The following is a 21,773-nucleotide window of genomic DNA, read 5'->3' as shown; positions in this document are numbered from 1 at the left end:
GGGCGCAGGAGCATGCATGATGCAACGACTTGCAACGGTCGCACTTGGGCTCTCCGTGCTGGCCGCGAGCCTCGCCCACGCGCAGGACCGCCCGATCGGCTTCCAGACGCCGTCGAAAAACATCGCCTGCCAGTTCTTCACCGACAACGGCCAAAGGAATGACCAAGGCGTGCTCCGCTGCGACATCATGAACCTGGAGACGCGGCCGCGCCGTCCCGCCGATTGCGAGCTCGAATGGGGCAACGCCTTCGAGATGAGTGCGAAAGGCAGCGCAGGCCGCATCTGCGCCGGCGATACCATCATGGACCCGTCATTGCCGGTGCTGTCCTATGGCGAGGTCTGGCAGCGCGCGGGGTTTACATGCCGGTCGGAGCCGACGGGGCTGACGTGCTTCAATGTGATGCAGCGAGGGTTTTCGTTGGCACGGGCAGAGCAGAAGGTGTTTTGAGCGTGTAGCCCGCATGGAGCGGAGCGGAATGCGGGGACGCTGTCCCGGATTTCGCTCCGCTCCATCCGGGCTACGCTTCCGAGGCTTGATTGCTTGCGTCGCGTCAACTTGGGAGCGCGTAGCCCGAATGAAACGCGACGACAGCGTCACACTCCGTCATTGCGAGCGCGGCGAAGCAATCCAGCCACCGATTTAGGGGAGGCTCAGTATCTTTCCACGGAAACAGTCTGGATTGCTTCGTCGCAAGGGCTCCTCGCAATGACGGCGGGGAGGCAGCTGCGCACTATTCGATGATCGGCACATGCTTGGCCGCGGTCCGTGGCGCGGTGCCATCGAGGCGCGGGTCGTCGGCGATCTCGATCTGGCGGCGGAACGGGCGGAAGCCCGAGCGCTGGTAGAACGCGACGGCCGACGGATGATCGAAGGTGCAGGTGTGCACCCAGACGCGGGACAGGTCGCGTGACCATGCGAGCTCAAGCGCGCGGTTCATCATAGAACGGGCGGCACCGCTCCCGATCAGTTTCGCGGTGACACCGAAATACACGAGCTCGCACTGGCCGGCCTCGCGAAAGTCCAGCTCCAGCAGGCCTTCATCGTGGCCGTCCACGACAAGCCCATAGACCTCGACGCCCGGTGCGTGGATGATTGCGGCGAGCTCGGCGTCGTTCATGCGCGCCCGCGAAAACCACAACCACTCCTCGCCAACGCGACGATGGAGGTCGCGATACCAATGAAGCGCGGGGGTATCGACCTTGCGCAGGGTCCAAAGACCTGATGGAGCGCCCGGCGGATCGGCGCGGCGCGCAGGGCGCGCGGTCATCTCGAGATGGGTGACGACGGCAACGATCTTGCCGGCGGGGATGTCGGAATAGCCGTCGGGGAGGATCATGGGATGCGTCCCGTTGAAGCTGAGCGCCGGCCACACATTCCGGGTCGTCCTGGCGAAAGCCAGGACCCATTACCACAGCTGGTCGCCGTTGCGGCAGGCTGGGGCCGACAGCGGTCCAAGGCAACTTAGCACGGTGGTTATGGGTCCTGGCTTTCGCCAGGACGACGGCGGAGTTTGTGGATACGCCTCGTTCATCGCGGCGTCAGGGTAATCGCTTCCAGAGAACCCCGGATTTCACTGCGCTCCATCCGGGCTACGAGATCGGCCTAACCCTCGCCCTCGTCGCTCGCGAGCACGCCCTTCACCGCCCTCGCCCAGCCCGCCAGCTTCCGCTCGCGCGTCGCCTGGCTCATGTTCGGCTTGAAGCGATGCTCGAGGCGCCAGTTGTCGGCGAACTTGGTCGGTTCGGGATAGACGCCGGCCTCGAGACCCGCGAGATAGGCGGCGCCCAGTGCCGTCGTCTCCTGGATCACGGGGCGATCGACCGGCGCGTCGAGCAGGTCGGCGAGGCGCTGCATGGTCCAGTCGGATGCGGTCATGCCCCCATCGACGCGCAGCACCACGCTGGCGGTTTCCGAGCTCGGCCAGTCGGCCCGCATCGCGGCCCAGAGGTCGAAGGTCTGGTAGCAGACGCTTTCCAGAGCGGCGTGGGCAAGCTCGGCCGGGCCGGTGTTGCGGGTGAGGCCGAACAGCGCGCCGCGCACGCGCGGATTCCAGTACGGCGCGCCCATGCCGACGAAGGCCGGGACGAGATAGACGCTCTGCATCGAATCCGATTGATCGGCGAGAGGTCCGGTCTCGGCGGCGTGCTTGATGATGCCGAGGCCGTCGCGCAGCCACTGCACCGCGCTACCTGCGACGAAGATCGAGCCTTCGAGCGCGTAGATGCGTTTGCCACCGAGCTGGTAGGCGATGGTGGTGAGCAGCTTGTTCTTCGAGGCCACGGGCGTGGTGCCGGTGTTGAGCAGGGCGAAGCAGCCGGTGCCGTAGGTGGATTTCATCATGCCCGGACGGAAGCAGGCCTGGCCGATGGTCGCGGCCTGCTGGTCGCCGGCGATGCCGGAGATCGCAATCGCGCCGCCGAACAGATCCGGCGTGCTCTCGCCGAAGCGGGCTGAGGAATCCTTTACCTCGGGCAGCATCGAGCGCGGCACGCCGATGATCTCCAAGAGCTCGTCGTCCCACTGCCCGGTGTGGATGTTAAACAGCAGCGTGCGCGAGGCGTTGGTGGCGTCGGTGGCATGCACCTTGCCGCCGGTGAGGCGCCACAGCAGATAGCAATCGACGGTGCCGAACATCAATTCGCCGCGCGCGGCACGCGCCCGCGCGCCGGGGACGTGGTCGAGAATCCAGGCGACCTTGGTGCCGGAGAAATAGGGATCGATGATCAGGCCGGTCTTCTGCGAGATCACGGGCTCTCGGCCGTCGGCTTTCAGTCTCGCGCAGATGTCGGCGGTGCGGCGGTCCTGCCAGACGATGGCGCGATGCACGGCCTGCCCGGTGGCGCGGTCCCACAGCACGGTCGTCTCGCGCTGGTTGGTGATGCCGATCGCGGCGATGTCCTTTGCACTGATGCCGGCCTGCGCGATCGCCTCGCGGCAGACCGTCATGGTCGAGGTCCAGATGTCCTCGGGCTCGTGCTCGACCCAGCCCGAGGCGGGGAAATGCTGCGGAAACTCGGCCTGCGCCTTTGCCGCAATGGAAATGTCGCCGCGAAACACGATCGCGCGCGAGGAGGTGGTGCCCTGGTCGATGGCGAGGACGAAAGACATGGCGGCTTGCCCTTGGCGTGTTCCCGTGAGGAGGGGTTGTTGTGTTGGGGCAGAGAAAACGGGATTGCCGGCAGCAGGTCAAGGCGCGGGCGTTGATCCTCCCCTGGGGGGGTGCGGCGGCATCGGCAGTGCGCTCCCTCCCCCGCTTGCGGGGGAGGGCTGGGGTGAGGGCTGTCTCCGCAATGGGATTGTCGAGAATTGCGGAGGGAATCCCCAAGGAGTGAGAGCCCTCACCCGCCGCGCGCGGACGATGCTTCGCATCGCCCGGGGCGCGTCGGCCTCTCCCGCAAGCGGGAGAGGCGGAGCAAGCGGCGCGGTCCTTTTGAATTTCATATGCCACTGCCCTGGAGCGGGGGAGGACACCGGACTAGGACGGGGAATGCGAAAATGCTACATGCCGGGCGGGCAGATGGGGCGGCATGACCTTCACTTCTTTTCAGTTCGGCGTCTTCGTCGCGATCGTCTTTGGCGTCTATTACCTGCCTTCGCTGCGCAGCTTCCAGGTCCCGCTGCTCGTCCTCGCAAGCGTGTTCTTCTATGGCTTCGGCCAGCCCGAGCTGCTGCCGCTGCTGCTCGTTGCGGTGCTCGGCACCCATCTCTGCCTCGTGCTTGCGTTTGATAACCGAACTTTCTGGATGCCGGCCGGCATCGTCTTCAATCTCGGCATGCTGGCGTTCTTCAAATACAAGTTCCTGTTCGTTGACGCCGCCGCGGCCCATCTGACCGGCTCCGCGCCGATCGACTTCCTGCTGCGGCTGCCGCTGCCGATCGGCATCTCGTTCTTCGTGTTCCACAACATCAGCCTGCTGGTCGATCTGACGCGCGAGAAGCGCACCGTGCGCTTGCGCGAGGTGTTCCTCTACATCATCTTCTTTCCGCAGCTGGTGTCCGGGCCGATCACGCGTGCGGCCCAGTTCATGCCGCAGATCGTTCCCAAGCGGCTCGGCGACGTTGCCTTCGTCGAGGCCGCGAAGTGGATTCTGGTCGGCTATTTCTTCAAGCTGTATGTGGCGAACAATCTCAACGAGATGACGTCCTATATGGACTTCCCGCTCTACGAGACGTTGCGCACGCAGGATCGCTGGTTGCTGGTGTTCCTCTACAGCTACCAGATCTACGCCGACTTCTTCGGCTACTCGGCGATCGCGCTCGGCCTCGGCCTGCTGTTCGGCTATCGCCTGCCCGTGAACTTCAATTTGCCCTACATCTCGATTTCATTCTCGGAGTTCTGGACGCGTTGGCACATCTCGTTGTCGAGCTGGCTCAGGACCTATTTGTACATTCCGCTCGGCGGCAACCGTCATGGACCGGCACGAACCTGTCTCAACCTGATGATCGTGATGACGCTTGGCGGTCTCTGGCATGGTGCAAGTCTGAGCTACGCGCTGTGGGGGATGGCGCACGGGTTTCTGCTCGTGATCGAACGACCGTTCCTGAAGCTGCTGGGCGATCGAAGCCCCGCGGTGCGGGTGATCCGGATGGGCATCGTGTTCTTCTGCGTCACGATGCTCTGGATCTTCTTCAAGCTGCCGAACTTCGACCACGCGCTCAGCTATCTCAAGGGAATGTTCATGGCGACGGACGCGCCCAATCCACCAAAACTGTTCACCAATCTGGCTTTGCTTTACGCCTTGCCTGTTATCATCCAGCATATCGGCATCGGCGCGTTCGTCGAAGGCCGCTTGCGGCGATGGGAGCCGTATCTCTATGGCGCGCTCGCAGCGCTCGCCTGTCTCGAGGCGGGGCCCGACAGCACTTTCATCTACTTCCAGTTCTGACATGCAGCAGGATTTTTCGCTTTCATGGCTGATCAAGTGCGCGGTGGCGGCAGCCGCGCTGCTGCTGGCCTGCGCCTTCACCACGGCGCGCATCGGCTCGGCCCTGCAGCAGCCGGCGGTCACGACCCGCGGCGGCAGCCTCGTCAGTCTCAACCGCTATGTGCGGGATCCCACGCCTGATATCGTGCTGGTCGGCAGCTCGGTCGCCTGGCGCCTCAAGGAGGAGTATTTCTCGCCGCCGCGCGTCCGCAATCTTTCGTTGGCGGGCGGCTCACCGGTGACGGGTCTCGAGATCGTCGCGAACCGACCGACCCCGCCGAAGATCGTGCTGATCGAGACGAATGTCCTGACGCGCGAGCCGGATAGCGCGCTGATCGAGAAATTTTCCGGCGGCGCGCGCACCGAAGCGCTGCTGCTGCGCCCGGTGCGAACAGCGGTCGCGGGCTATGAAAGCTGGAAACACGGTGAACCCGATCCCGCCCGGGCGCGCGCCGAGCGGGATCGCCTGCTCAGCCAGCCGCCGGGCACGTTCGACAACAAGGTCTATCTCGACCGCGCGCTGGAGCAGATGAACGAAGCTGACCCGACCGTGCCGGTACGCGCGAATGTGGTCCACGTCAGACAGCTCATCGAGGAACTGCAGCGGCGCGGCACCCGCGTGTTTCTGATTCACGTTCCGTTTGCGCCGGAGATCGAAGGCTCGCGCATGGTCCGGATCACCAACGAGATCGTCGACGAAGCCTTCCCGGATCGCGCGCTTTGGCTGCCGATCGATCCGCCGCGACGCGAGCTGCGTTGGGACGACGGCGTGCATCTCGACGAACGTTCGGCCCTGATCGTCGTACGCGCCATCGAGAGCGCCATCGAACGCACCTTGGCCGAGCGCCGCCCGTAGCGGAGGAGCGGCGGCTACGGCGCCGCCGTGGTCACGCCGCCGTCGATGACGATAGTCTGTCCGGTCATGAAGCTCGACGCGTCGGAGGCGAGGTAGGCCACTGCGCCGGCGATTTCGTCGGGTTCGCCGATGCGGCGAAGCGGGGTGGTGGCGGTGCGGCGTTTCAGGTTTGCTTCGTCTTCCCACAGCGCGCGGGCGAAGTCGGTCTTGACGAGGCCGGGCGCGATGCAGTTGACGCGGACGCCTTTCGGGCCCCATTCGCCGGCGAGCGAACGACACAGCGCGAAGTCGGCGGCCTTGGAGATGCCGTAGGCGCCGATCACGGTCGAACCGCGCAGGCCGCCGATCGAGGAGATGATGACGACGGAGCCGTTGCCGCGCTCGGCCATCTGCGGGATCGCCAGCGCGGAAAGCCAGATGTTGCTCTTGACGTTCGAGCCCATGATCTTGTCGAAGGCTTCGTCGGTGATGTCGAGCAGCGGGCCGTAATACGGGTTGACGGCGGCGTTGCAGACGAGGATGTCGATCTTGCCATAGTGCTTGGTCGTGCCCGCGATCAGCGCCTCGACCTCTTGCTTGCGCGCGATGTTGCAGGGAATGACGATTGCCTCGCCGCCGGCCGCCTTGATGCCGTCGGCGACGTCCTGGCAGGCATCGGCCTTGCGCGAGGAGACCACGACTTTGGCGCCGAGCTTTGCGAGCAGTTCGGCGGAAGAGCGGCCAATGCCGCGGCTGGAGCCGGTGACCACGGCGACCTTGCCGGTGAGATCGAACGGGGTGTTTTTCATTGTTGTTGCTCCGTTGAGGCCACTTGTTCAGTCGTCATCGCCCGGCTTGACCGGGCGATCCAGTATTCCAGAGACGGCGCAGCTAGAACCGAGAAGCCGCAGCGTACTGGATCCCCCGCCTGCGCGGGGGATGACAGCGATCTTGCGACTAGATCAACCCGCTACCATCCGCCACGCGGCGCTGATGGTACTCGGTGTCGCCGAACGAGTTCTCGATCATGGTCAGGCGCTTGAAATAATGGCCGATCTTCGCCTCCATGGTCATGCCGATGCCGCCGTGGAGCTGGATCGCCTGCTGCCCCACGAACTTCAGCGACTTGCCGATCTGCACCTTGGCCGCGGCAACGGCGTTGCTGCGCTCCTTGGCGTCCTCGAAATCAGCAGCCATGGTCGCGAACATCGACATCGATCGCGCCTGCTCGGTGGCGACGAACATGTCGGAGGCGCGGTGCTGCAGCGACTGAAACGAGCCGATCGCGACACCGAACTGCTTGCGCGTCTTGATGTACTCGACCGTGGTCTTGAGCGATTCGTCCATCAGGCCGACCGCTTCGGCGCAGAGCGCGATGCGGGCTTCGTCGACCACACGCTCGATAAGCGCGAGCGAATCGTCGGGATTGCCGAGCGCCGCATCGGCACCGATTTCGACGCCGGTGAAGGTGATGTCGGCGGCGTGCAGGCCGTCCTGGGTCGGGTATGACTTCTTGGCGACGCCCTTGGCGTCGGCCGGCACCAGGAACACGCCGATGCCGCTCTTGTCGCGGCGCTCGCCCCTGGTGCGCGCGGTCACGATGAGGGTGTCTGCGTTCTCGCCGTTGAGCACGACGAACTTCTCGCCGTCGATGACCCAACCATCACCTTTCTTCTTCGCCGTCGTGGTGACGTCGAAGAGATCGTAGCGCGAGTTCTTCTCAAGCTGGGCAAAGGCGAGCGTCTTGCTGCCGTCGACGATGCCGGGCACATGCGCGGCCTTCTGCGCATCGCTGCCCGCATGGCGCAGGAAGCCGCCGCCGATCACGACGGTCGCGAGATAAGGCTCGAGCACCAGCGCCTTGCCGAGCGCTTCCATCACGATCATGGTCTCGACGCCGCCGCCGCCGAAGCCGCCATCGGCCTCCGGGAAGGGCAGACCGAGCAGGCCCTGCTCGGCGAGTTTGCCCCAAACGGCTTTGCTCCAGCCGCCCTTTTCCTTCATGTACTTCTTGCGGCTCTCGAAATCATAGGAATCGGTCAAGAGGCCGTCGATGCTTTCCTTGAGAAGCCGTTGCTCCTCGTTCAGATCAAAATCCATGTTCTTTGCTCTCCGGTATCGATGTCGTCATGCCCGGCCTTGTGCCGGGTATCCACGTTCTTTGGTAGCGCTAAGCGTGGATGGCCGGGTCAAGCCCGGCCACGACGGTGAGTGCGTGTTAATAGTGTACGATCACAGCCCCAGCACCGCCTTGGCGATGATGTTGCGCTGGATCTCGTTGGAGCCGCCGTAGATCGAGACCTTGCGGTTGTTGAAGTAGCTCGGCGCGATCTGGGCGGTCCAGTCCATGGCTTCGTTCGAGCCGTCGTCGCCGTGCACGTCGTAGGGCGCTGCGAACGGGCCGATCACTTCCATCAGCAGCTCGGTGGTGGTCTGCTGGATCTCGGAGCCCTTGATCTTCAGCACCGAGGAAGCCGGATTGGGCTTGCCCTTGCCGTGCTTGCCTTCGTCGGCGACGACGCGGAGCTGCGTCAGCTCGAGCGCCTTCAGCTCGATCTCGCAGGCCGCGAGCTTGTCGCGGAAGGCTGCGTCCTGGATGATCGGCTTGCCGCCCGACTCGACCTTGCCGGCGAGGTCGCGGATGCGGCGCAGCCGCTCCTTGGAGACGCCGACCCGGGCGATGCCGGTGCGCTCATTGCCGAGCAGGAATTTGGCGTAATCCCAGCCCTTGTTTTCCTCGCCGATCAGGTTCTCGTAGGGCACTTCGACGTCGTCGAAGAAGACCTCGTTGACCTCGGCGCCGCCGTCGATGGTCTGGATCGGACGCACGGTGACGCCCTTCGACTTCATCGAGAACACGATGAAGGAGATGCCCATCTGCTTCTTGGCGGACGGGTCGGTGCGGCAGAGGCAGAAGATCATGTCGGCGTGCTGGGCGAGCGTGGTCCAGGTCTTCTGGCCGTTGATGATCCACTTGTCGCCCTTGCGCTCGGCCTTCGTCTTCAGCGAGGCGAGGTCGGAGCCGGAGCCGGGCTCGGAGAAACCCTGGCACCACCAATCGTCGACATTGGCGATGCGGGGCAGATACTGCTTCTTCTGCTCTTCATTGCCGAAGGTGTAGATGACGGGGCCGACCATGCTGACGCCGAAGGCGAGCGGCTGCGGCGCCGGATAGGACTGCAGCTCCTCGTTGAAGATGTAGTGCTGCACGGAGGTCCAGCCGGTGCCGCCATATTGCTTCGGCCAGTGGCTGACGCCCCAGCCCTTCTTGTTGAGGATGCGCCACCACGTCACCATCTCGTCCTTCGAGAGGTGGCGGCCCTCGACCAGCTTGCGCCGCGTATCCGGCGGCACGTTGTCGCGGAAGAATGACCGCACTTCCTCGCGAAACGCCTGCTCTTCTTTCGTGAATGCGAGATCCATCGGATCCTCCTGTTTCCTCGTCGTCCTGGCGAAAGCCAGGACCCATTACCACCGGCCTTCGTTATGCGAAGGCTGTCTGAGCACCACACTCCGGCTGCGGAGTATGGGTCCTGGCTTTCGCCAGGACGACGGCTACTGCAACACCTCAAAAAGCCCCGCCGCGCCCATGCCGCCGCCGACGCACATGGTGACGACCGCGTACTTCGCCTTGCGGCGGCGGCCTTCGATCAGAGCGTGGCCGGTGAGGCGCGCGCCCGACATGCCGTAGGGATGGCCGACCGCAATCGCGCCACCGTCGACGTTGATCTTGTCGGGGTCGATGCCGAGCTTGTCGCGGCAATACAGCACCTGCACCGCGAAGGCTTCGTTCAGTTCCCACAGGCCGATGTCGTCGACGGTGAGGCCATGACGCTTGAGCAGGCGCGGCACCGCGAACACCGGGCCGATGCCCATCTCGTCCGGCTCGCAGCCGGCGGAGACGAAGCCGCGGAAGATGCCGAGCGGGTTCAGCCCGCGCTTCGCCGCTTCCTTGTCGCTCATGATCACGCTCGCGCTGGCGCCGTCCGAAAGCTGGCTGGCATTGCCGGCGGTGACCGAAAATCCCTCGCCGCGCACGGCCTTGAGGCCGGCGAGACCTTCAGCGGTGGTCTCGGGGCGCGGGCCCTCGTCCTGCGAAAGCGTGACGTCCTTGAAGGAGACTGCACCGGTCGCCTTGTCGGTCACCGCCATCCTGGTGGTGATCGGCGCGAGCTCGTCCCTGAACTTGCCACCCTGCTGGGCCGCGGCCGTGCGGCGCTGGCTCTCCAGCGAATATTCGTCCTGCTTCTCCCGTGAGATGCCGTAGCGCTTGGCCACGATTTCGGCGGTGTCGATCATGGGCATGTAGACCTCGCCCTTGATCTCGAGCAGCGCCGGGTCCTGCGCATGGAAGCCGTTCATCTTGTCGTTCTGCACCAGCGAGATGGACTCGCCGCCACCGCCGACCGCGATCTCGACGCCGTCGAAAATCACCGAACGTGCGGCGAGCGCGATCGCCTGCAGGCCCGAGGCGCATTGCCGGTCGATGGTGGTGCCGGCGACGGTGACGGGAAGACCGGCACGGAGCAGCGCCTTGCGCGCGATGTTGCCGCCGGTCGCGCCCTGTTGCAGCGCTGCGCCCATCACGACGTCCTCGACCTCCTTGGGGTCGACCTTGGCGCGCGCGACGGCCTCGCCGATGGCGTGGCCGAGCAGGGTTGCGCCCTCGGTGGCGTTGAGCGCGCCGCGATAGGCCTTCCCGATCGGGGTGCGGGCGGTGGAAACGATGACGGCGTCGGTCAAGAGCGGTCTCCTGATGCAAGTCGGGTGGCAAGTTGGGCGGATTGTGATGGTTTCTGCTGCTGGCGCAACTCATGGCGCGACAGCTTTCCGACCGGCGTGCGCGGCAGATCGTCGACGAATTCGACCTCCGCCGGCAATTCGTGCCTGCCGAGCTTGCCGGCGAGCTGCGCGCGCAGCTCGTCGAGCGAGAACGGCTTTGCGCCGGGCCTGAGCGCAATGAAGGCTTTTGCGGCCTCGCCGCGATACGAGTCGGGAATGCCGAGCACGATCACCTCGTGCACGCCTGGTATGGTGTAGATCGCCTGCTCGATCATTTGCGGATAGACGTTGAAGCCGCCGGAGATGATCATGTCCTTCTTGCGGTCGACCAGGAAGAAATAACCGTCGCTATCGACGTAGCCTATGTCGCCGGTGACGAAGCGGCCGTCGACGAAGGCCTCCGCGGATCCCTGGGGCTTGTTCCAATAGCCCCTGATGACGTTCGGGCCCTTGATGCGGATCTCGCCGACTTCGCCCGGCGGCAATACGCGGGTCGGATCGTCCAGCGCGACGACGTCGAGCTCGATGCCGGGCAGCATCAGGCCGATCGAACCCGGCTTGTCGGGACCAACCGGCGGGTGGCCGGTGCCGGGCGAGCAGGTCTCGGTCATGCCCCAGCCGCTCTTGAGCTTCTTGCCGACCTTGCGCTCGAAGAAACTCGCGATCTCCACCGGCAGCGGCGCGCCGCCGGAGCCGATCGTGCTGAGCGAGGAGAAGTCGCGCTTGTCGAGATCCGGGAGCGCTGCAATCGCGATCCACATCGTCGGCACGCCCGGGAAATAGGTCGCGCGCTTGACCTCGATGTCGCGCATCACGGCTTCGACATCGAAGCGCTGATGCAGCGAGATCAGATAGCCGCGGCGGAGCGAGCACAGCAGCACGAGGCTCAGCGCATAGATGTGGAACAGCGGCAGCACGCCGATCACGCGCTCGACCACGTCGCCACGCGCGGCTCGGGACGGCTTGCCCCAGATGTCGAAGATCGACACCGCCGAGGTGAGGTTGCCGTGCGTCAGCATGGCGCCCTTGGGCAGACCGGTGGTGCCGCCGGTATATTGCAGCAGCGCGACGTCGTCGATCGTCACGGATGGCCACTGCGCCGGTGCGGTCGCGCCCTCGACAAAGGCCTTGAAGGTGACGATGCGGGGATCATTGGGGATCGCGGCCTGCGGCGTGCCGACCTTGCCCCAACTGTCCTCCTCGCAGACGACCAGGCGGTCGATCAGGCCCTTTTCCAGGAATTTCAGCGCGGTCGGCAGCAGTGCCGCGAGGTTGGTGGTCACGAGCAGGCGCGAACCGGAATCGGAGACCTTGTGCGTCAGCGCGATCTCGCCGTCGAGCGGTGAGAGATGCGCGACGCGGGCGCCGGCCTTCAGCGCGCCGAAGAAATTGACGGGGTGGTCCGGCGTATTACCGAGGAACAGCGCGATGCATGTGTTCGTGCCGCAACCGGCGCGCAGGAACGCGGCAGCCGCACGCTCCGCCATCGCGGCGAGTTCGGTGTAGCTGATCGGACGATCCCGGAATTCCAGCGCGGTGCGCGGTCCGTACTCGGCGGCGGCTTTTGCCAGCAGGTCAGGCAGCGTGCCCTGGACGATGGTGTCGTCCCAGCGCACGCCCTCGGGATAAAACTGTTCGCCGGGATGGGTCATCAACGATCAATGCTCTGCAAACGTAAGGCGGGTACGGACAGATGGGCTCCCTTCCCCCTTGTGGGGAAGGGTGGGGGAAGGGGGTGCCACGAACTCGGACCTCGCCCGGAGCTACCCCCCTCCCTGACCCTCCCCCACAAGGGGGGAGGGAACGGAGAGAGCCTTGCTCTGGCAAAGGTGTCCGCAATCACCGAGCCCAATCCAATCACGCCGCTTTCGAGCCGGCCGCGAGCGAGGCGAAGGTCTTGCCCTCCGCCGCAAGCTTCTTCAGCAGCGGCGCGGGCTCGAGGCTGGGGTCGTTGGTCTCCTTGGCATAGAAAGAGAGACGATCGGCGATGTGCTTGAGGCCGACGGTGTCGGCCCAGAACATCGGGCCGCCGCGGTAGATCGGCCAGCCGTAGCCATAGAGCCAGACCACGTCGATATCGGACGGCCGCGCGGCAATGCCTTCTTCCAGGATCTTCGCGCCCTCGTTGATCATCGGATACATCATGCGCTCGAGGATCTCGTCGTCGCTGACGACGCGCTTCTTGCGGCCCAATCGAAGCAGCGTCTCGTCGATCAGCTTCTCGACTTCGGGGTCGGGCAGCGCCGAACGGGAGCCGGCTTCGTATTTGTAATAGCCCTTGCCGGTCTTCTGGCCGAAGCGCCCGGCTTCACAGAGCGCATCCGCGATCTCCGATTTGATGCCGCGGTCCTTGCGCGAGCGCCAGCCGATGTCGAGGCCGGCGAGGTCGCCCATGGCGAACGGCCCCATCGGCATGCCGAACTTCGTCACGACGGCGTCGACCTGCTGCGGCAGCGCGCCTTCGAACAGCAGTTTCTCCGACTGCTTGCCGCGCTGGGCCAGCATGCGGTTGCCGACAAAGCCGTCGCAGACACCGACCACGGCCGGCACCTTTGCGATTTTGCGTGCGATCGAGACAGCCGTGACGAGGGCATCGGGCGCGGTCTTGTCGGCGCGCACGATCTCGCACAGTTTCATGACGTTGGCGGGCGAGAAGAAGTGCATGCCGAGCACGTCCTGCGGCCGCTTGGTCGACTTCGCGATCTCGTCGATGTTCAGGTACGAGGTGTTGGAGGCGAGCACGGCGCCCGGCTTGACGTACTGGTCGAGCTTGCCGAACACTTCCTTCTTCACTGCCATGGTCTCGAACACGGCTTCGATGACGAGGTCGGCGTCGCCGACGTTCTCGATGCCCACGACGCCGTTGATCAGCGCCATGCGCTTGGCGGGCGCGTCCGCCGGGATGCCGCCGCGCGCCGCGGTCGCTTCCCAGTTCTTCTGCATGATGCCCATGCCGCGCTTGAGCTGCTCCTCGCCGGTCTCGATCAGAGTGACGGGAACGCCGGCATTGGCAAAGGACATCGCGATGCCGCCGCCCATCGTACCGGCGCCGAGGATGGCGACGCGGTTCACGGGCCGCGGCTTGGTCCCTTCAGGAACGCCGGCGATCTTGCTGGCCTCGCGCTCGGCGAAGAAGGCATAACGCTGCGCCTTGGACTGATCGCTGGCAACGAGCTTCAGGAAGCCCTCGCGCTCCTTCTTCAGCCCTTCATCGAATGGCAGGTCGATGGCGTAGCCGACGGCGTCGGCCGCCGCGAACGGCGCTTCCAGGCCGCGTGACTTCTTGGTCATGGCCGCGACCGCATTGGTGAAGATCGAGCGGTCGGCCTTGGCCGCCGCGATCTTGGAGTCGTCGTCACGCAGGCGGCGCAGCGGACGCTTTTCAGCCAGCAGCTTTCGTACGAAGGCTTCGCCTCCGGCGGCCGGGCCCTCGACGATCTCCTCGATCAGACCGTTCTTCAGCGCTTCCGCAGCGCCGATCGGATCACCGCCGACGATCATCTTGACCGCGAGCTCCGGTCCGACTGCGCGCGGCAGGCGCTGGGTGCCACCGGCGCCCGGCAGCAGGCCGAGCTTCACCTCGGGCAGGCCGAGCTTGGCTTCCTTCACCGCAACACGGAAATGACAGGCGAGCGCGACCTCGAGGCCGCCGCCGAGCGCGGTGCCGTGGATCGCGGCGACGACCGGCTTCGGTGAATTCTCGATCTCGGAAAGCACGTCGTTGAGGGCGGGCGGCTTCGGCGGCTTGCCGAATTCGGTGATGTCGGCGCCTGCGATGAAGGTACGGCCGGCGCAGGTCAGCACGATGCCCTTGATTGCGGGATCGGCGACCGCGGCCTTGATGCATTCCAGAATTCCGCCGCGAACCGCGGCGCTCAGCGCGTTGACCGGAGGGCTGTCGACCGTGACGATCCCGACTTCGTCATGACGCTCAAGCTTGACCACTTCGCTCACGGTGTCCCTCCTTGGTGGGGTAACTTTTGTTCAATTTCGCACTGCGGAATTTAATTCCGCATCTTGACGGCAGGGTTATTTTGAAGCACGTGGCTTGTCAACGACTCCGCGCAAGAAGCAGATCAGGGATGAAGCGTACAGGAAAGAAGACAGCGACCGATCGGAATTTCGTCGTCGCGCTTTCCCGCGGGCTGGACGTATTGCGCGCATTCCAGCCCAGCGACGGACTTCTTGGCAATCAGGAAATCGCGGCCCGTACCAATTTGCCCAAACCGACCGTTTCGCGGCTGACCTATACGTTGACGAAGCTCGGCTATCTGACGCCGGTTCCCCGCTTCGAGAAATATCAGCTTGCGCCGGCCGCGATGGCGCTCGGCTACGCCGCGTTGTCCAATCTCGGCGTTCGGCATTTGTCCGAACCGTTCCGCGAGGAAATGATGCGCGCGACCGGCGGAGCCGTTGCCGTCGGCGGCCGCGACCGTCACAGCATGATCTATTTCGGGCAAAGCCGCGGCAGCGAGACGGTCGGCGTTCAACTTGACGTCGGCTCCCGCGTGCCGATTGCAACCAGCGCGATGGGTCGCGCCTATTTTTGGGCGCTCGAGGAAAACGATCGGGCGGAACTGTCTCGTGTCTTGCGCGAACATTACGGCAGCCGCTGGCCCAAGATGCGCGACGGTTTGGAACGCTCCGGCGAGACGGTCGCGAAATACGGATTTGCGATTTCGGTCGGCGACTGGCACGACGATATCGGCGCCGCCGGCGTCGCGCTCAGGCTCAACGACGGAACCGGTCCTTACGCATTCAATTGCGGCGCGCCGGCATTCCGCTTCACGGAAGAGCGTTTGATCAACGACATTGGACCGCGTCTGCTTGCGATGGTAAGGAACATCGAAGCGGCACTTGGGGGTCTGATGCCGCATTCCAAAAAAGACGTCAGCAAAAAGCTGAAATCAGGAGGGAAAGTTGCGCGTGTGGCCGAGGGGATCAGATAGCCTTTGTCGTCGTCGGGAGCGGTTCACATCGCCCCTTCGCTCACTGAACACAGTGGGCGAGACGAGATGACGCAGGCACAGCTCGCGCAGGGGACATCGCCCCTGCTCGCGGTTCGCGACGTCAGCGTCGTGTTCGGCGGCATCGTCGCGCTCAACGGCGTGTCCTTTGACATGCACAAGGGCCAGATCCTCGGCTTGATCGGCCCTAACGGCGCCGGCAAGACCACGCTCTTCAACTGCCTCTCGCGGCTGTACCAGCCGTCGTCCGGCGACATCCTGATGGAGGGCGCGAGCATCCTGACGCGCCCGCCGCACCGGATCGCGGAGATCGGCATCGGCCGCACTTTCCAGAACGTGGCGCTGTTTCCGAATTTGTCTGTTATGGACAATGTCCGCGTCGGCACCCATGCCCGCACCTCCAGCGACATCATCAGCGACTCGCTGCGGCTGGCCTGGGTTCGCCGCAGCGAGAGCGACGTCAACAAGAAGGTGCATGAGATCCTCGCCTATCTCGACCTCGAGGACGTCGCCCACACCGTCGTGTCGGGCCTGCCGTTCGGCACGCAGAAGCGCGTCGAGCTGGCGCGCGCGCTCGCTGCCGATCCGAAGATCCTGCTGCTCGACGAGCCCGCCGGCGGCCTCAACCACGAGGAAGTCTACGTGCTCGGCGACCTCATCCGCCGCATCCGCGACGAACGCCATATGACCGTGCTGCTGGTCGAGCATCACATGGGCCTCGTGATGTCGATCGCCGACCACGTCGTCGCGCTGAATTTCGGCAAGAAGCTCGCGGAAGGCACGCCGGCCCAGGTGCAGGCGGATCCCGACGTCATCAAGGCCTATCTCGGGAGCAAGGACCAATGACGACGCTGCTCAACGTCAAGGACCTGCGCGCCTATTACGGCCAGGTCCAGGCGCTCCACGGCCTTTCCTTCTCGCTCAGCGAGGGATCGCTGACCACGCTGCTGGGGGCCAACGGCGCCGGCAAGACCACCACGCTGCGCGCGATCTGCAACATGGTGCGCTCGACCGGCGGCATCGAGTTCGACGGCAAGCCGCTGAACAACCGCTCCACCGAAAGCATCGTGCGGTTCGGCATCGCCCATGTGCCGCAGGGCCGCGGCACCTTCACCACCATGACGGTGGAGGAAAACCTCCAGCTCGGCGCCATCACCCGCAAGGACAGCGCCGGCATCGTCTCCGACATCGAGCGCATGTATGCGCATTTCCCGGTGCTCAAGCAGCGGCATACGCAGCAGGCCGGCACGCTCTCGGGCGGCGAGCAGCAGATGCTCGCGGTCGCCCGCGCCCTGATGCTGCGGCCGCGGCTAATGCTGCTGGACGAGCCCTCGTTCGGCCTGGCGCCGCTAGTCGTGCGCGACCTGTTCGGCATCCTCGGCAAGATCAACCGCGAGGACAAGGTGTCGATCCTGGTGGTCGAGCAGAACGCCCAGCTCGCGCTCGAGCTCGCCGACCAGGCCTATGTGATCGAGACCGGGCGCATCGTGATGTCGGGCAACGCCAAGGACATCGCGAACAACGAAGAAATCCGCAAATCCTACCTGGGTTACTGAGGAGCCGGCACGATGGAGCTGTTCACCAACCAAGTGCTGGCCGGCATCGCCACGGGCGCGATCTACGCCTGCATGGCGCTCGCCGTGGTCATGATCTATCAGGCGATCGACCATCTCAACTTCGCTCAGGGCGAGATGGCAATGTTCTCGACCTTCATCTCCTGGCAGCTGATGCAATGGGGCATCCCCTATTGGGCCGCCTTCGTGATCACGCTGGCATTGTCCTTTGTCGGCGGCATCGCGATCGAGCGCATCCTGTTCAAGCCGCTCGCCAAGGCGCCGGTGCTGACCAACGTCGCCGGCTTCATCGCGCTGTTCGCGATCATCAACTCCTCGGCCGGTCTGATCTGGGACTTCACCATCAAGCAGTATCCGACCCCGTTCGGCTCCTCGCCGTTCCTCGGCAGCCAGCTGATCTCGACTCACCAGGCCGGCATGATCGGCGTCACGGTGCTGCTGCTGCTCGGCCTCTACTTCTTCTTCCAGTACACCAAGATCGGCCTCGCCATGCGCGCGGCCGCCTCCGTGCCTGAATCGGCCCGGCTGGTCGGCATCAACACCAGCTGGATGATTGCGCTGGGCTGGGGCATGGCGTCCGCGATCGGTGCGATCGCCGGCATGCTGATCGCACCAGTCGTGTTCCTCGAGCCCAACATGATGGGCGGCGTGCTGATCTACGGCTTCGCCGCGGCGGTGCTCGGCGGACTGACCAGCCCGTTCGGCGCCGTGGTCGGCGGCTTCCTGGTCGGTGTCTTCGAAAACCTCGCCGGCACCTACATTCCCGGCGTCGGCAACGAGCTGAAGCTTCCGATCGCGCTCGCGCTGATCATTTCCGTCCTGGTCGTCAAACCCGCTGGCCTGTTCGGCCGGCAAATCGTCAAGCGAGTTTGATCATGAGCGCTGCAGAAGACGTCGTCACGGAAGCCCCGGCCGTCGAGGCGGTTCCGAAGCGGGCGATGACGCTGGGCACGGGCACCTCCCTGTTAGTGCTGGCGGTGCTGTTGATCGTGCCGATGTTCGTCAAGAACTTCATCATCTTCCAGATGACGATGCTCCTGATCTACGGGCTCGCGGTGCTGGCCTTGAACATTCTGACGGGCGGCTCCGGCCAGTTCTCGCTCGGCCAGAGCGCCTTCTATGCCGTGGGCGCTTATACGTCGGCGGTGCTGATGGAGTACTTCAACGTCAACTATGCGCTGACAATTCCGGTTTCCGCCGCGGTCTGCTTCGCCTTCGGCTACCTGTTCGGCAAGCCGGCACTGCGGCTGTCGGGCGTCTATCTCGCGCTCGCGACCTTTGCGCTTGCCACCGCGATGCCGCAGCTGCTGAAGCTGAACTTCCTCGAGCACTGGACGGGCGGCGTGCAGGGCCTCGTCGTCACCAAGCCCGACGCGCCGTTCGGGTTGCCGATGTCGCAGGACACATGGCTCTACTACTTCTCGCTCGCGGTCGTGCTCGCGATCTACATCTTCTCTGTGAACCTGCTGCGCTCCCGCTCGGGCCGCGCCTTCATGGCGATCCGCGACAACGAGATCGCGGCCTCCTCGATGGGCGTCAACGTCGCACTGTACAAGACACTGGCCTTCGGCGTGTCCGCCGGCATCACCGGCGTTGCCGGCTCGCTTGGCGCCATCGCCGTGCAGTTCGTCGCGCCCGACAGCTACACGATCACGCTCGCGATCTCGCTGTTCCTCGGCATGGTCGTCGGTGGCGTCGGCTGGCTGCCCGGCTCGTTCGTCGGCGCAGCCTTCATCATCTTCGTGCCGAACATGGCGGAGGGCATCTCCAAGGGCCTCTCCGGCGCCGTATTCGGCGTACTCCTGTTCGCCGTCATCTACCTGGTGCCGCACGGCGCGAGGCAGATCGCGATCATGGGCCAGCAACTCGTCGGCCGGCTCAGAAAGAACTGACAACCCGTTGATTAAGCCAAGGAGACCCGAATTGTTTTTTGAAAGAACACTGCGAACCGCTGCGCTGGTAACGGCAACGGCGGTCATCACTCTCACCTCCGGCGCCGCTTTTGCCCAGAAAAAATACGACACCGGCGCGTCCGATACCGAGATCAAGATCGGCAACATCATGCCGTACAGCGGTCCGGCGTCGGCCTATGGCATCATCGGCAAGACCGAAGAAGCCTATTTCAAGATGATCAACGACAAGGGCGGCATCAACGGCCGCAAGATCAACTTCGTCACCTATGACGACGGCTATTCGCCGCCGAAGGCCGTGGAGCAGGTCCGCAAGCTGGTCGAGAGCGACGAAGTGATCGTCGTGTTCAACCCGCTCGGCACGCCCTCGAACAGCGCGATCCAGAAGTATTTGAACGCCAAGAAGATCCCGCAGCTGTTCGTCGCCACCGGCGCCACCAAGTGGAACGACCCGAAGAACTTCCCCTGGACCATGGGCTGGCAGCCCTCCTACCAGAGCGAAGCGCAGATCTACGCGAAATGGCTGTTGAAGGAAAAGCCCGACGCCAAGATCGCGATCCTCTATCAGAACGACGATTTCGGCAAAGACTACCTCAAGGGCACCAAGGACGGCTTGGGCGCCAAGGGCGCGTCCATGATCATCATGGAAGAAAGCTACGAGGTGTCCGAGCCCTCGATCGACGGTCACATCGTCAAGATTAAGGCGGCCAATCCCGACGTGCTCCTGATCTACGCGACGCCGAAGTTCGCGGCCCAGACCATCAAGAAGACCGCGGAGCTGAGCTGGAAGCCGCTGCAGATCCTCACCAACGTGTCGATCTCGGTCGGCAGCGTGATGAAGCCGGCCGGCTTCGAGGCCTCACAGGGCGTGCTGTCGGCCGCCTATGCCAAGGACTCCACGGACCCGCAGTGGGCCAACGACCCCGGCATGAAGAAGTGGAACGAGTTCGTCGACAAGTACATGCCGGGTGCCGACAAGTCCGACACCAGCATGGTCTATGGCTACGGCGCAGCGTCGACGCTGGCCAAGGTCCTGGAGATGTGCGGCGACGATCTGACCCGGGCCAACATCATGAAGCAGGCGGCCTCGTTGAAGGATTTCGCACCGGACACCTTGCTGCCCGGCGTCAAGATCAACACCGGCCCCACCGACTTCGCCCCGATCGCGCAGCTCCAGATGCAGCGCTTCAAGGGCGAGAAGTGGGAACTCTTCGGCGAGATCATCAGCGGCGACATCGCCACCGAGTGACCCTCTGACGCAATAGTCCGACAGCTCGAGAAGCCCCCGCGAACGATCGCGGGGGCTTTTTGTTGACGTCCCGCATCAATCTTGTTCAATGCGGCGGCGATCCGTTCCGGGTGGTGAAAGATGACTGCCGTTCGATTTCAGGTTGCGGGCGTACTGGCCGCATTCGCGTTGTGCACTGCGATGGGCAGCCCGGCCCTGGCGCAGAAGAAATACGACAGCGGCGCTTCCGATACCGAGATCAAGATCGGCAACATCATGCCCTATAGCGGCCCGGCCTCCGCCTATGCGGCGATCGGCAAAGCCGAGGAAGCCTATTTCAACAAGATCAATGCCGAGGGCGGCATCGCCGGCCGCAAGATCAAGTTCATCACCTACGACGACGGCTATTCGCCGCCGAAGACGGTGGAGCAGGCCCGCAAGCTGGTCGAGAGCGACGGGGTGCTGCTGATCTTCGGCTCGCTCGGCACCTCCACCAACGGCGCCATTCGCAAATACATGAACGAGAAGAAGGTGCCGCAATTGTTCGTGGCGAGCGGCGCTTCGAAGTGGAACGATCCGAAGCAATATCCCTGGACCATGGGCTGGCAGCCGAGCTACGCGAGCGAGGCGCGCATCTACGCCAAGTACATCATGAAGGAGAAGCCGGACGGCAAGATCGGCGTGCTCTACCAGAACGACGATTTCGGCAAGGACTATCTCAAGGGGCTGAAGGACGGCCTTGGGCCCAAGGCCTCGATGATCGTGCTGGAAGACGGTTACGACACTTCGGAGCCGGCGATCGACGAGCACGTCGTGAAATTGAAGGCCTCCGGCGCCGACATCTTCGTCAGCATCACCACGCCGAAATTTGCAGCGCAAGCGATCAAGAAAGCGGCCGAGATCGGCTGGCATCCGGTCCACATCATCTCCAACGTCTCGGCTTCGGTCGGCGGCGTGCTCGAGCCGGCGGGGCTCGAGATCTCGCAAGGCATCCTGTCGGCGAGCTACACCAAGGACGGCTCCGACCCGCAATGGAATGCCGATGACGGCATGAAGAAGTTCTACAACTTCCTCGCCAAATACGATCCCAAGGCCAACAAGCTCGATGCCGGCGTGGTGTTCGGCTATGCCGCCGCGCAGACCATGGTGAAGGTGCTGCAAATGTGCGGCGACGACCTCACCCGCGACAACGTCATGAAGCAGGCGGCAAGCCTGAAGGATTTCGAGCCCGACACCCTGTTGCCCGGCATCAAGATCAACACCGCAGCCGATAATTTCGCCCCGATCGAGCAGCTCCAGATGATGCGGTTCAAGGGTCGGAAATGGGAGCTGTTCGGGGACATCATCTCGAGCGAGCTCGGCCACTGAAGCCACGCAACTCAAACTCGCTCCAGATCGGTTCGTCAACTCAGACGGATGCACCTTCTCGCAGTCGCACACGAGCCCGCGCCCGTCCGTGACTACTAAAGAAGCAGCCCCTGCGCCCCCGCCGCAGGGGCTTTCTGTTGAAGGCGTCCGGTAAATCGTATTGAATTGCGGCTGCGTCACCAA

General features: G+C 64.2%; 18 protein-coding genes. 10 read left to right on the top strand and 8 right to left on the bottom strand.

Annotated elements, in window-relative coordinates; translation table 11 throughout:
- The first annotated feature begins 16 nt into the window (after positions 1-16).
- Positions 17-448, top strand: a complete 432-nt coding sequence (locus tag ABIB91_RS05155; protein ID WP_354236189.1) for a DUF6636 domain-containing protein — start codon at positions 17-19, stop codon at positions 446-448.
- A 283-nt stretch (positions 449-731) separates the two neighbouring features.
- On the opposite strand, the gene ABIB91_RS05150 is transcribed toward ABIB91_RS05155, so the two are convergent.
- Positions 732-1,337: a GNAT family N-acetyltransferase gene (locus tag ABIB91_RS05150; RefSeq protein ID WP_354159491.1), complete on the bottom strand. Its 606-nt coding sequence runs from the start codon at positions 1,335-1,337 to the stop codon at positions 732-734.
- Positions 1,338-1,603: 266 nt separating this feature from the next.
- Positions 1,604-3,109, bottom strand: a complete 1,506-nt coding sequence (glpK, locus tag ABIB91_RS05145) for a glycerol kinase GlpK (RefSeq protein ID WP_354159493.1) — start codon at positions 3,107-3,109, stop codon at positions 1,604-1,606.
- Between the two features lie 419 nt (positions 3,110-3,528).
- Here glpK and ABIB91_RS05140 point away from each other — a divergent pair, with 419 nt between their 5' ends.
- Positions 3,529-4,887 carry an MBOAT family O-acyltransferase gene (locus ABIB91_RS05140; RefSeq protein ID WP_354159495.1) on the top strand — a complete coding sequence of 453 codons (1,359 nt, stop codon included), beginning with the start codon at positions 3,529-3,531 and terminating at the stop codon, positions 4,885-4,887.
- A gap of 1 nt (position 4,888) precedes the next feature.
- A complete protein-coding gene (locus tag ABIB91_RS05135; RefSeq protein ID WP_354159497.1) occupies positions 4,889-5,782 on the top strand; it encodes a hypothetical protein in 894 nt (297 codons plus the stop codon).
- Positions 5,783-5,796: 14 nt separating this feature from the next.
- On the opposite strand, the gene ABIB91_RS05130 is transcribed toward ABIB91_RS05135, so the two are convergent.
- The 6 genes from ABIB91_RS05130 to ABIB91_RS05105 all read right to left on the bottom strand — a co-directional run bounded on the left by ABIB91_RS05130 (position 5,797) and on the right by ABIB91_RS05105 (position 14,497).
- The gene (locus ABIB91_RS05130; protein ID WP_354159499.1) at positions 5,797-6,570 is read right to left on the bottom strand and encodes an SDR family NAD(P)-dependent oxidoreductase; all 774 of its coding nucleotides are present in this window, start codon (positions 6,568-6,570) and stop codon (positions 5,797-5,799) included.
- 148 nt (positions 6,571-6,718) lie between these two features.
- A complete protein-coding gene (pimD, locus tag ABIB91_RS05125; RefSeq protein WP_354159501.1) occupies positions 6,719-7,861 on the bottom strand; it encodes a pimeloyl-CoA dehydrogenase small subunit in 1,143 nt (380 codons plus the stop codon).
- Positions 7,862-7,993: 132 nt separating this feature from the next.
- On the bottom strand, positions 7,994-9,184 hold the full coding sequence (gene pimC, locus ABIB91_RS05120; RefSeq protein WP_027570171.1) for a pimeloyl-CoA dehydrogenase large subunit: 1,191 nt from the start codon (positions 9,182-9,184) through the stop codon (positions 7,994-7,996).
- A gap of 132 nt (positions 9,185-9,316) precedes the next feature.
- Positions 9,317-10,504, bottom strand: coding sequence for an acetyl-CoA C-acyltransferase (locus ABIB91_RS05115; RefSeq protein ID WP_354127154.1), 1,188 nt, complete (start codon positions 10,502-10,504; stop codon positions 9,317-9,319).
- Positions 10,501-12,195, bottom strand: coding sequence for a dicarboxylate--CoA ligase PimA (pimA, locus tag ABIB91_RS05110; protein ID WP_354159503.1), 1,695 nt, complete (start codon positions 12,193-12,195; stop codon positions 10,501-10,503). The genes ABIB91_RS05115 and pimA overlap by 4 nt, the downstream gene beginning before the upstream one ends.
- Before the next feature lie 205 nt (positions 12,196-12,400).
- Positions 12,401-14,497, bottom strand: a complete 2,097-nt coding sequence (locus ABIB91_RS05105; RefSeq protein ID WP_354159505.1) for a 3-hydroxyacyl-CoA dehydrogenase NAD-binding domain-containing protein — start codon at positions 14,495-14,497, stop codon at positions 12,401-12,403.
- 128 nt (positions 14,498-14,625) lie between these two features.
- On the opposite strand from ABIB91_RS05105, the gene ABIB91_RS05100 reads away from it, so the two are divergent.
- From ABIB91_RS05100 to ABIB91_RS05070, 7 genes are all read left to right on the top strand, one after another.
- On the top strand, positions 14,626-15,492 hold the full coding sequence (locus tag ABIB91_RS05100) for an IclR family transcriptional regulator (RefSeq protein WP_007599713.1): 867 nt from the start codon (positions 14,626-14,628) through the stop codon (positions 15,490-15,492).
- A 66-nt stretch (positions 15,493-15,558) separates the two neighbouring features.
- A complete protein-coding gene (locus tag ABIB91_RS05095) occupies positions 15,559-16,356 on the top strand; it encodes an ABC transporter ATP-binding protein (RefSeq protein ID WP_007599710.1) in 798 nt (265 codons plus the stop codon).
- Complete coding sequence (locus ABIB91_RS05090; protein WP_007599709.1) at positions 16,353-17,066, top strand: ABC transporter ATP-binding protein; 714 nt, start codon at positions 16,353-16,355, stop codon at positions 17,064-17,066. The genes ABIB91_RS05095 and ABIB91_RS05090 overlap by 4 nt, the downstream gene beginning before the upstream one ends.
- Before the next feature lie 12 nt (positions 17,067-17,078).
- Entirely contained in the window at positions 17,079-17,957 is an 879-nt protein-coding gene (locus tag ABIB91_RS05085; protein ID WP_007599708.1) for a branched-chain amino acid ABC transporter permease, read from the top strand.
- A gap of 2 nt (positions 17,958-17,959) precedes the next feature.
- Positions 17,960-18,976, top strand: a complete 1,017-nt coding sequence (locus ABIB91_RS05080; RefSeq protein WP_007599707.1) for a branched-chain amino acid ABC transporter permease — start codon at positions 17,960-17,962, stop codon at positions 18,974-18,976.
- 31 nt (positions 18,977-19,007) lie between these two features.
- Positions 19,008-20,243, top strand: coding sequence for an ABC transporter substrate-binding protein (locus tag ABIB91_RS05075; protein WP_007599706.1), 1,236 nt, complete (start codon positions 19,008-19,010; stop codon positions 20,241-20,243).
- A 120-nt stretch (positions 20,244-20,363) separates the two neighbouring features.
- Positions 20,364-21,590 carry an ABC transporter substrate-binding protein gene (locus tag ABIB91_RS05070; RefSeq protein WP_354159509.1) on the top strand — a complete coding sequence of 409 codons (1,227 nt, stop codon included), beginning with the start codon at positions 20,364-20,366 and terminating at the stop codon, positions 21,588-21,590.
- Positions 21,591-21,773 lie beyond the last annotated feature (183 nt).

This window comes from Bradyrhizobium sp. JR4.3, from assembly GCF_040547695.1.
In the GTDB taxonomy this organism is placed as follows: domain Bacteria; phylum Pseudomonadota; class Alphaproteobacteria; order Rhizobiales; family Xanthobacteraceae; genus Bradyrhizobium; species Bradyrhizobium canariense.
The sequence above is the reverse complement of the archived record's forward strand: the minus strand, read 5'-3'. Positions and strand labels throughout refer to the sequence as shown.

Coding starts and splice junctions, on each gene's coding strand:
- ABIB91_RS05150 (WP_354159491.1), bottom strand. CDS start 1,337: ATGATCCTCCCCGACGGCTATTCCGACATCCCCGCCGGCAAGATCGTT.
- pimD (WP_354159501.1), bottom strand. CDS start 7,861: ATGGATTTTGATCTGAACGAGGAGCAACGGCTTCTCAAGGAAAGCATC.
- ABIB91_RS05090 (WP_007599709.1), top strand. CDS start 16,353: ATGACGACGCTGCTCAACGTCAAGGACCTGCGCGCCTATTACGGCCAG.
- ABIB91_RS05155 (WP_354236189.1), top strand. CDS start 17: ATGATGCAACGACTTGCAACGGTCGCACTTGGGCTCTCCGTGCTGGCC.
- glpK (WP_354159493.1), bottom strand. CDS start 3,109: ATGTCTTTCGTCCTCGCCATCGACCAGGGCACCACCTCCTCGCGCGCG.
- ABIB91_RS05070 (WP_354159509.1), top strand. CDS start 20,364: ATGACTGCCGTTCGATTTCAGGTTGCGGGCGTACTGGCCGCATTCGCG.
- pimC (WP_027570171.1), bottom strand. CDS start 9,184: ATGGATCTCGCATTCACGAAAGAAGAGCAGGCGTTTCGCGAGGAAGTG.
- ABIB91_RS05095 (WP_007599710.1), top strand. CDS start 15,559: ATGACGCAGGCACAGCTCGCGCAGGGGACATCGCCCCTGCTCGCGGTT.
- ABIB91_RS05135 (WP_354159497.1), top strand. CDS start 4,889: ATGCAGCAGGATTTTTCGCTTTCATGGCTGATCAAGTGCGCGGTGGCG.
- ABIB91_RS05100 (WP_007599713.1), top strand. CDS start 14,626: ATGAAGCGTACAGGAAAGAAGACAGCGACCGATCGGAATTTCGTCGTC.
- ABIB91_RS05140 (WP_354159495.1), top strand. CDS start 3,529: ATGACCTTCACTTCTTTTCAGTTCGGCGTCTTCGTCGCGATCGTCTTT.
- pimA (WP_354159503.1), bottom strand. CDS start 12,195: ATGACCCATCCCGGCGAACAGTTTTATCCCGAGGGCGTGCGCTGGGAC.
- ABIB91_RS05085 (WP_007599708.1), top strand. CDS start 17,079: ATGGAGCTGTTCACCAACCAAGTGCTGGCCGGCATCGCCACGGGCGCG.
- ABIB91_RS05130 (WP_354159499.1), bottom strand. CDS start 6,570: ATGAAAAACACCCCGTTCGATCTCACCGGCAAGGTCGCCGTGGTCACC.
- ABIB91_RS05080 (WP_007599707.1), top strand. CDS start 17,960: ATGAGCGCTGCAGAAGACGTCGTCACGGAAGCCCCGGCCGTCGAGGCG.